The sequence below is a fragment of the Mesorhizobium ventifaucium genome, from assembly GCF_935822925.1.
Classification (GTDB): domain Bacteria; phylum Pseudomonadota; class Alphaproteobacteria; order Rhizobiales; family Rhizobiaceae; genus Mesorhizobium; species Mesorhizobium ventifaucium.
The window spans coordinates 21,105-27,249 of the sequence record NZ_CAKXZS010000017.1 but is presented as its reverse complement, the minus strand read 5'-3'; the positions used below and the strand labels follow the sequence as shown (position 1 = coordinate 27,249).

The window sequence follows — 6,145 nt, the reverse complement described above, 5'->3', positions numbered from 1 at the left end:
GGCAAATTTGACCAGAACCAGCAGGTCGTTCCCTATGCGAGCTTAGCACAGGCTCTGCAAGGCCTCATTCGGCCTTTGCTTGGCAAGAGCGAAGCCGAGCTCTCGCTTTGGCGGGCCGGCCTGACTGAAGCTTTGGGCGCGAGCGGGCGGTTGATTGTGACACTCGTCCCGGAGCTCGAACTGCTAATCGGTCCGCAGCCGTCGGTCACAGAGCTGCCACCGCAAGACGCGAAGCGCCGCTTCCACTTGATCGTCAGGCGACTGCTCGGAGTGTTTGCCGGAGCGGAGCATCCTCTGGCGCTGTTCCTGGATGATCTGCAATGGTTGGACGCCGCGACGCTCGACCTGCTTGAGGATGTGTGCACGCAACGGGATGTGCGTCACCTTTTACTGATTGGCGCCTATCGCGATAATGAGGTCACGCCGAGGCACCCGTTGATCCGTCGGCTGGCTGCGATCCGCGAGGCTGGGGGGCGGGTTGACGAGATAGCGCTGACGCCGCTCAGGCTGGAGGATATGGCTCGGATGCTCGCCGACGCTCTTCATTGCGGGAGCGACCGGGTCCAGCCGCTGGCTCGGTTGGTGCACAACAAGAGCGCTGGCAATCCGTTCTTCGCGCTTCAGTTTCTGAGTGCACTGCCAGACGAAGGGCTGCTTGGCTTCGATCGTGCCCAAGCGCGCTGGGATTGGGACCTCGAGCGCATACGGGCCAAAGGCTATACCGACAACGTCGCAGATCTTATGCTAAGCAAACTGCAGCGCCTGCCCGCCACGACCCAGGCTGCCCTCAACATGCTGGCCTATCTTGGCAACCGCGCAACGGTCGCCACCTTGACCGTTATCCGGCGCGAAAATGAAGAAGCAGTTCACGCCTTGTTTTGGCCTGCGGTGCGGGCCGGGCTGGTGCTGCGGCAACAGGGCACGTACCGGTTCCTCCATGACCGGGTTCAAGAGGCCGCCTACGGGCTCATCCCCGAAAGCGAGCGGGCCGCCGCGCATCTCGGCATTGGCCGCCTTCTCCTCGCTCACACGCCCTCAAATTCAATCGAGGAGAATATCTTTGAGCTCGTCGGCCAGCTCAACCGAGGCAGCATGCTGATTGCGTCGGCCAAGGAGCGCGAGCGCCTCGCGAATCTGAACCTGGTTGCCGCCCGCCGTGCCAGAGCGGCAGCGGCGTACGCCTCGGCGCTGACCTATGCCAGCACGGGTGCGGCTCTCTTGCCGGATGATGCGTGGGAGCGCCGGTACGATCTCGCTTTCGGCCTCAATCTGCACAGGGCCGAATGCGAATTCCTCGCCGGGGCGCCGGCTGAGGCGCAGGCGCGGCTCGCGGAATTGGCAAGCCGTGCCGCCAGCCTCACTGATTTGGCCCGCGTCACTCGGCTGCGTGTTGACCTTTTCATGAGCCTGGGTCGAAGCGATCAGGCCATCGTTTTCGGCCTCGACTACCTGCGCCGCGTCGGCATCACCTGGTCGGCGCATCCGACCAGGAAACAAGTGCGGCAGGAATACGCGCGGCTTTGGCGGCAGCTCGGAAACCGCCCGATGGAAACGCTGCTCAACTCGCCCCCGATGGCAGATCCTGTTGCGCTCGCGACCATGAATGTCCTCACATCGCTCGTGACTCCAGCCTTGTTTACCGACGAGAATCTGCGTTGCCTCGTGATCGGGCGAATGGGGAACGTCAGCCTGCGGCACGGCAACAGCGACACGTCGCCCTACGCCTACACCGCGGTAGGCACTGTGCTGGGGCTGTATTTTGGCGACTACGAGGCAGGTTTTCGATTCGGCCTGCTCGGGCTGGACCTGGTGGAACAGCCTGGAATGGACCGCCTGAAGGCACGAGTCTACCTCGCCTTCGGCAACCTTGCAAAATCTTCGCCACGGCATGTCCGGACAGGCCGTCCACTGGCGCAGCGCGTATTTGAAACGGCGCAGCAGGTCGGCGATCTCACCTATGCTGTCTTGAGCCGCAATAACCTCCTGACTTATCTCCTGGCCAGCGGCGAGCCTCTCTCTGAGGTTCAACGCGACGCAGAAACCGGGCTGGACTTCGCCCGCCAGGCTGGCTTTCGTGTTGTCGTCGGCTTCATTTCAGGGCAACTACAGCTCGTTCGAACGCTCCGCGGGCTGACGCCAGTCTTCGGCTGCTTCAACGACATTGGGTTCGACGAGGAGCAATTCGAGCGACAGACCGACGGCAAGCCGGGTAGTTGTCTTTACTGGATCCGCAAGCTGCAGGCACGCGTTCTCGCCGGCGACCACGTCGCCGCGCTTGCGGCAGCGGCGAAAGTACAAGGTCTCCTCTGGATGACTCCTGCTATCTTCGAGCGGGCCGACTACCATTTCTACGCTGGCCTCTCGCTGGCTGCACTTTGCGACGAAGTATCAGCCGCCGAGAGTTCCCAATATCGAAAGGCTTTGGCAGCTCACCGCAATCATCTCGAGCAATGGGCCGAGCACTGCGCTGAGAATTTTGCGAGCCGCGCAGCGCTGCTTGGCGCGGAGAGCGCGCGCTTGGGAAGCCGTGCCCTGGATGCGGAGCGTCTGTATGAAGAGGCGATTCAGTTGGCCCATGCGAATGCGCTTTCGCACGACGAAGCGATCGCGTATGAGCGCGCTTCCGCCTTCTATCGCGGGCGCGGGTTCGATCAGATTGCTGCGCTTTACCTGCAGAACGCCCGACGCTGCTATCTCCGCTGGGGGGCTGACGGCAAGGTTCGGCAACTCGATGAGCTCTTTCCACGCCTGCGGGACGATGAACCACCGCCGGATGCGACAAGCACGATCGAAGCTCCCGTCGAACACCTCGACCTTGCCACCGTCATCAAGCTGTCGCAGGCCGTCTCCGGCGAAATCGTCCTCGAGAAGCTGATCGACACAGTGCTGCGTATCGCCCTCGAGCAGGCGGGGGCCGAGCGCGGCCTTCTCATATTGTCGCATGGGGCCGAGCCGCGGGTGATCGCCGAGGCTACCACCAGTGGCAATGCCATCGATATGGATCTGCGTGACGAACCCGTGACCGCGCTCACCTTGCCGGAATCGGTGCTCCACTATGTCGTGCGCACAAACGAAAGCGTGATCCTCGACGACGCCGCTGCCCACGAGGCCTTTGCCGACGATCCATACGTCATTCGGCATCATGCCCGTTCCATTGTCTGCATGCCGTTGCTCAATCAGAGCGTGCTGACGGGCGTGCTGTACCTTGAGAACAATCTTGCCTATCGCGTCTTCGTGCCGGCGCGGATCGCGGTGATGAAGATCCTCGCTTCGCAAGCGGCGACCGCGCTTGAGAATACCCGACTGTACCGCGATCTCGAAGAACGCGAAGCCCGGATCCGACGCTTAGTCGAGGCAAATATCATCGGGATTTTCATCCAGGATGTTGACGGCCGAATTATCGAGGCCAATGAGGCATTTCTCCGCATGGCCGGCTACAGCCGCGACGATCTCAATGCGGGTCGGCTCGGGGCGGAACTGACGCCACCGGAATGGGGCGAGCGTGACGCCGAGGCTGAGGCCGAGCTGAGGATGACCGGTCGCGTCCAGCCGTTCGAAAAGGAGTACCAGCGCAAGGATGGCGGGCGCGTACCCGTGATGATCGGCGAGGCAAGATTCGAAGGGAGCGGGGACCAGGCTGTGGCCTTCGTGGTCGACTTGTCCGAGCGCAAGGAGGCCGAAGAGAGGCTGAGAGCAAGCGAGTCCCGCTTCCGAACCTTCGTCGACCACGCGACCGACGCGTTTTTCCTGCATGCCGACGACCTGACCGTCATAGACGTGAACCGACAGGCCTGCGAGAGCCTCGGCTACAGCCGCGAGGAGCTGATCGGAATGCATCCGCGCGACTTTGATGGAGGTCTCGACCACGAAGCACTCGCGACGGTGGTGGATCGAGTGGACGCAGGGCAGACGGCGACATTCGAGACGCTCCACCGGCGCAAGGACGGTACCGTCTTTCCGGTCGAGGTTCGCGCCGGTAGATTCCAACAAGGAGACCAATGGTTCCGGCTTTCATTGGCGCGTGACATCACCAGCCGCAAGCAAGCGGAAAATGCACTTCAGCTTGCGCAAGCCGAGCTTGCCCATATGAGTCGGCTGACCACGATGGGAGAACTTGCGGCTTCGATCGCCCACGAGGTCAGACAGCCTCTCACCGGGCTGGTAGGCAGCGGCAATGCGTGTCTTCGCTATCTCGACGCGGATCCGCGCGACATCGTCTCCGCCCGTCGCGCCGTCGAGCGCATGATCAGCGACGCCTTTCGCGCGTCGGAGGTCATCGACCGGATCCGGGCAATGGCCAAGAAATCACCCGAGCGCAGGGATCGGCTGAGCATCAACGCAATCGTTTCGGAGACGATTGCGTTGGTGTTCACGGACCTTCAACGGGGTGCTGTCTCGCTGAACACCGGGCTGGCGGACGACCTGCCATCAATCGTGGGAGATCAGGTCCAATTACAGCAGGTCATTCTCAACCTCATAATGAACGCCAAGGATGCAATGACAGCGGTTCCAAAGGGATCACGCGAACTCGTCATACGCACCGAACGAGTGGCACCAGATACGGTTTTGGTGGCGGTCCGTGACAGCGGCCCGCCAATCGACTCCGCGAAGATCGACGAAATGTTTGACGCGTTTTACAGTACCAAACCCAAGGGCATGGGCCTGGGCCTCACGATCAGTCGTTCCATCATTGAGGCTCACAACGGTCGACTCTGGGCCGCGCCAAACAAGCCTCGCGGCGCAATATTTCAATTCACATTGCCAGCTGAGGAGAAAGCGCAATAATAGCCAGCGTCCGGCCTGCCGGCACAATCGGTTCAACTTGGGGCGCGCGTATGAAGGAGATCGTCTACATCATTGATGACGACGAGTCGGTTCGGGAGGGTCTTTGCGATCTCTTACGTTCGGTCGGGCTCGGTGTGCAGACCTTCACGTCCAGCCAAGAGTTTCTGGACAGCAAACGGATCGACGCTCCCGGCTGCATTATCCTCGACGTTAGGCTGCCGGGGCGCAGTGGGCTCGAATTCCAGAGCGTGCTTCAAAATTTGAACATCCAGCTTCCCGTGATTTTCATCAGCGCCCACGGCGACGTTCCGATCTCGGTGCGCGCAATGAAATCCGGCGCCATCGAGTTCCTGACGAAGCCGGTGCGTGAACAGGAGTTGCTCGACGCCGTTCACGCCGGGATCGAGCAGGACCGCGCCCGGCGGCAGGAGGCCTTGTCAATTGCCGAACTTCGGGAGCGCTACGATTCCTTGACGCCGCGCGAGCGAGAGATCATGAACCTGGTGGTCACCGGCAGGGTCAACAAGCAGATCGCTGCTCAAGCGGGTCTCAGCGAGGTGACCGTGAAGGTCCATCGCGGGCACGTCATGCAGAAGATGCGGGCGAAATCTCTCGTCGATCTGGTCCGAATGGCAGACAGCCTGGGTGTGACGACAACGCCGACTCGCATGAAATAGCGGTCCTATAAAGTATACCAACGTATAATTGTCCTGGTGCGCATGAATATGCGCCGGATGCGCTCTTTCGTTTTCCCTTAAGGAAGTTGACTAACTTGGCAAGGGAGAAGAAGCGCTAGCAGCTCCGCGGCAGGCGCGGGCAGTGGTGGTGACCCCTCACAAGCTCGCCACGGTGGCGGAGGGCGCCGGTCGCGTCCAGTCGCGTTATGTCAGCGAGGTCGGCTTCGAGGTCGGCGGCCGGATCATCTCGCGCGATGTCGACATAGGCGCCGTGGTCAAGAAAGGTCAGAAGCTCGCTGAGCTCAGTGCCGTCGATTACCGCAACAAGGTGACCGCCGCACAGGCCGATCTTACGGCGACCAAGGCCACGCTCGTCCAGGTCGTGGCCCAAGAGGATCGCTTCCGTGTTCTGCTCGGCAAGGGCTTTGCCACACGTTCGCAGTACGATGAGGCGCTGAAGTCGTTGCAGAGCGCACAAGCTGCCGTCCAGGCGGCCGAAGCCAATCTCCGGATCGTTGAAAACCAGCTCGGCTACACGCAGTTGCTTGCGCCCGACGACGGCATTGTGACGGCGGCTGGCGCGGACCCTGGTCAGGTCGTGGCCGCGGGCCAGATGGTAGTCGAGATCTCCCGCAATGACGCGCGCGAGGCGGTCTTCGCTGTTGCCGGCGAAGACATCGCCG

3 protein-coding genes are annotated in these 6,145 nt (G+C 61.7%); all 3 read left to right on the top strand.

The window, feature by feature from the left end:
- Positions 1-4,785 (top strand): PAS domain S-box protein (locus NMG70_RS16000; protein ID WP_301555159.1); only part of this gene is annotated, 4,785 nt, incomplete at its 5' end.
- A 50-nt stretch (positions 4,786-4,835) separates the two neighbouring features.
- Complete coding sequence (locus NMG70_RS15995; RefSeq protein WP_254016409.1) at positions 4,836-5,462, top strand: response regulator transcription factor; 627 nt, start codon at positions 4,836-4,838, stop codon at positions 5,460-5,462.
- A gap of 148 nt (positions 5,463-5,610) precedes the next feature.
- Positions 5,611-6,145, top strand: a 535-nt coding sequence (locus NMG70_RS32960; protein ID WP_436798398.1) for an efflux RND transporter periplasmic adaptor subunit, incomplete at its 3' end; no start/stop codon positions are given.

Coding starts and splice junctions, on each gene's coding strand:
- NMG70_RS15995 (WP_254016409.1), top strand. CDS start 4,836: ATGAAGGAGATCGTCTACATCATTGATGACGACGAGTCGGTTCGGGAG.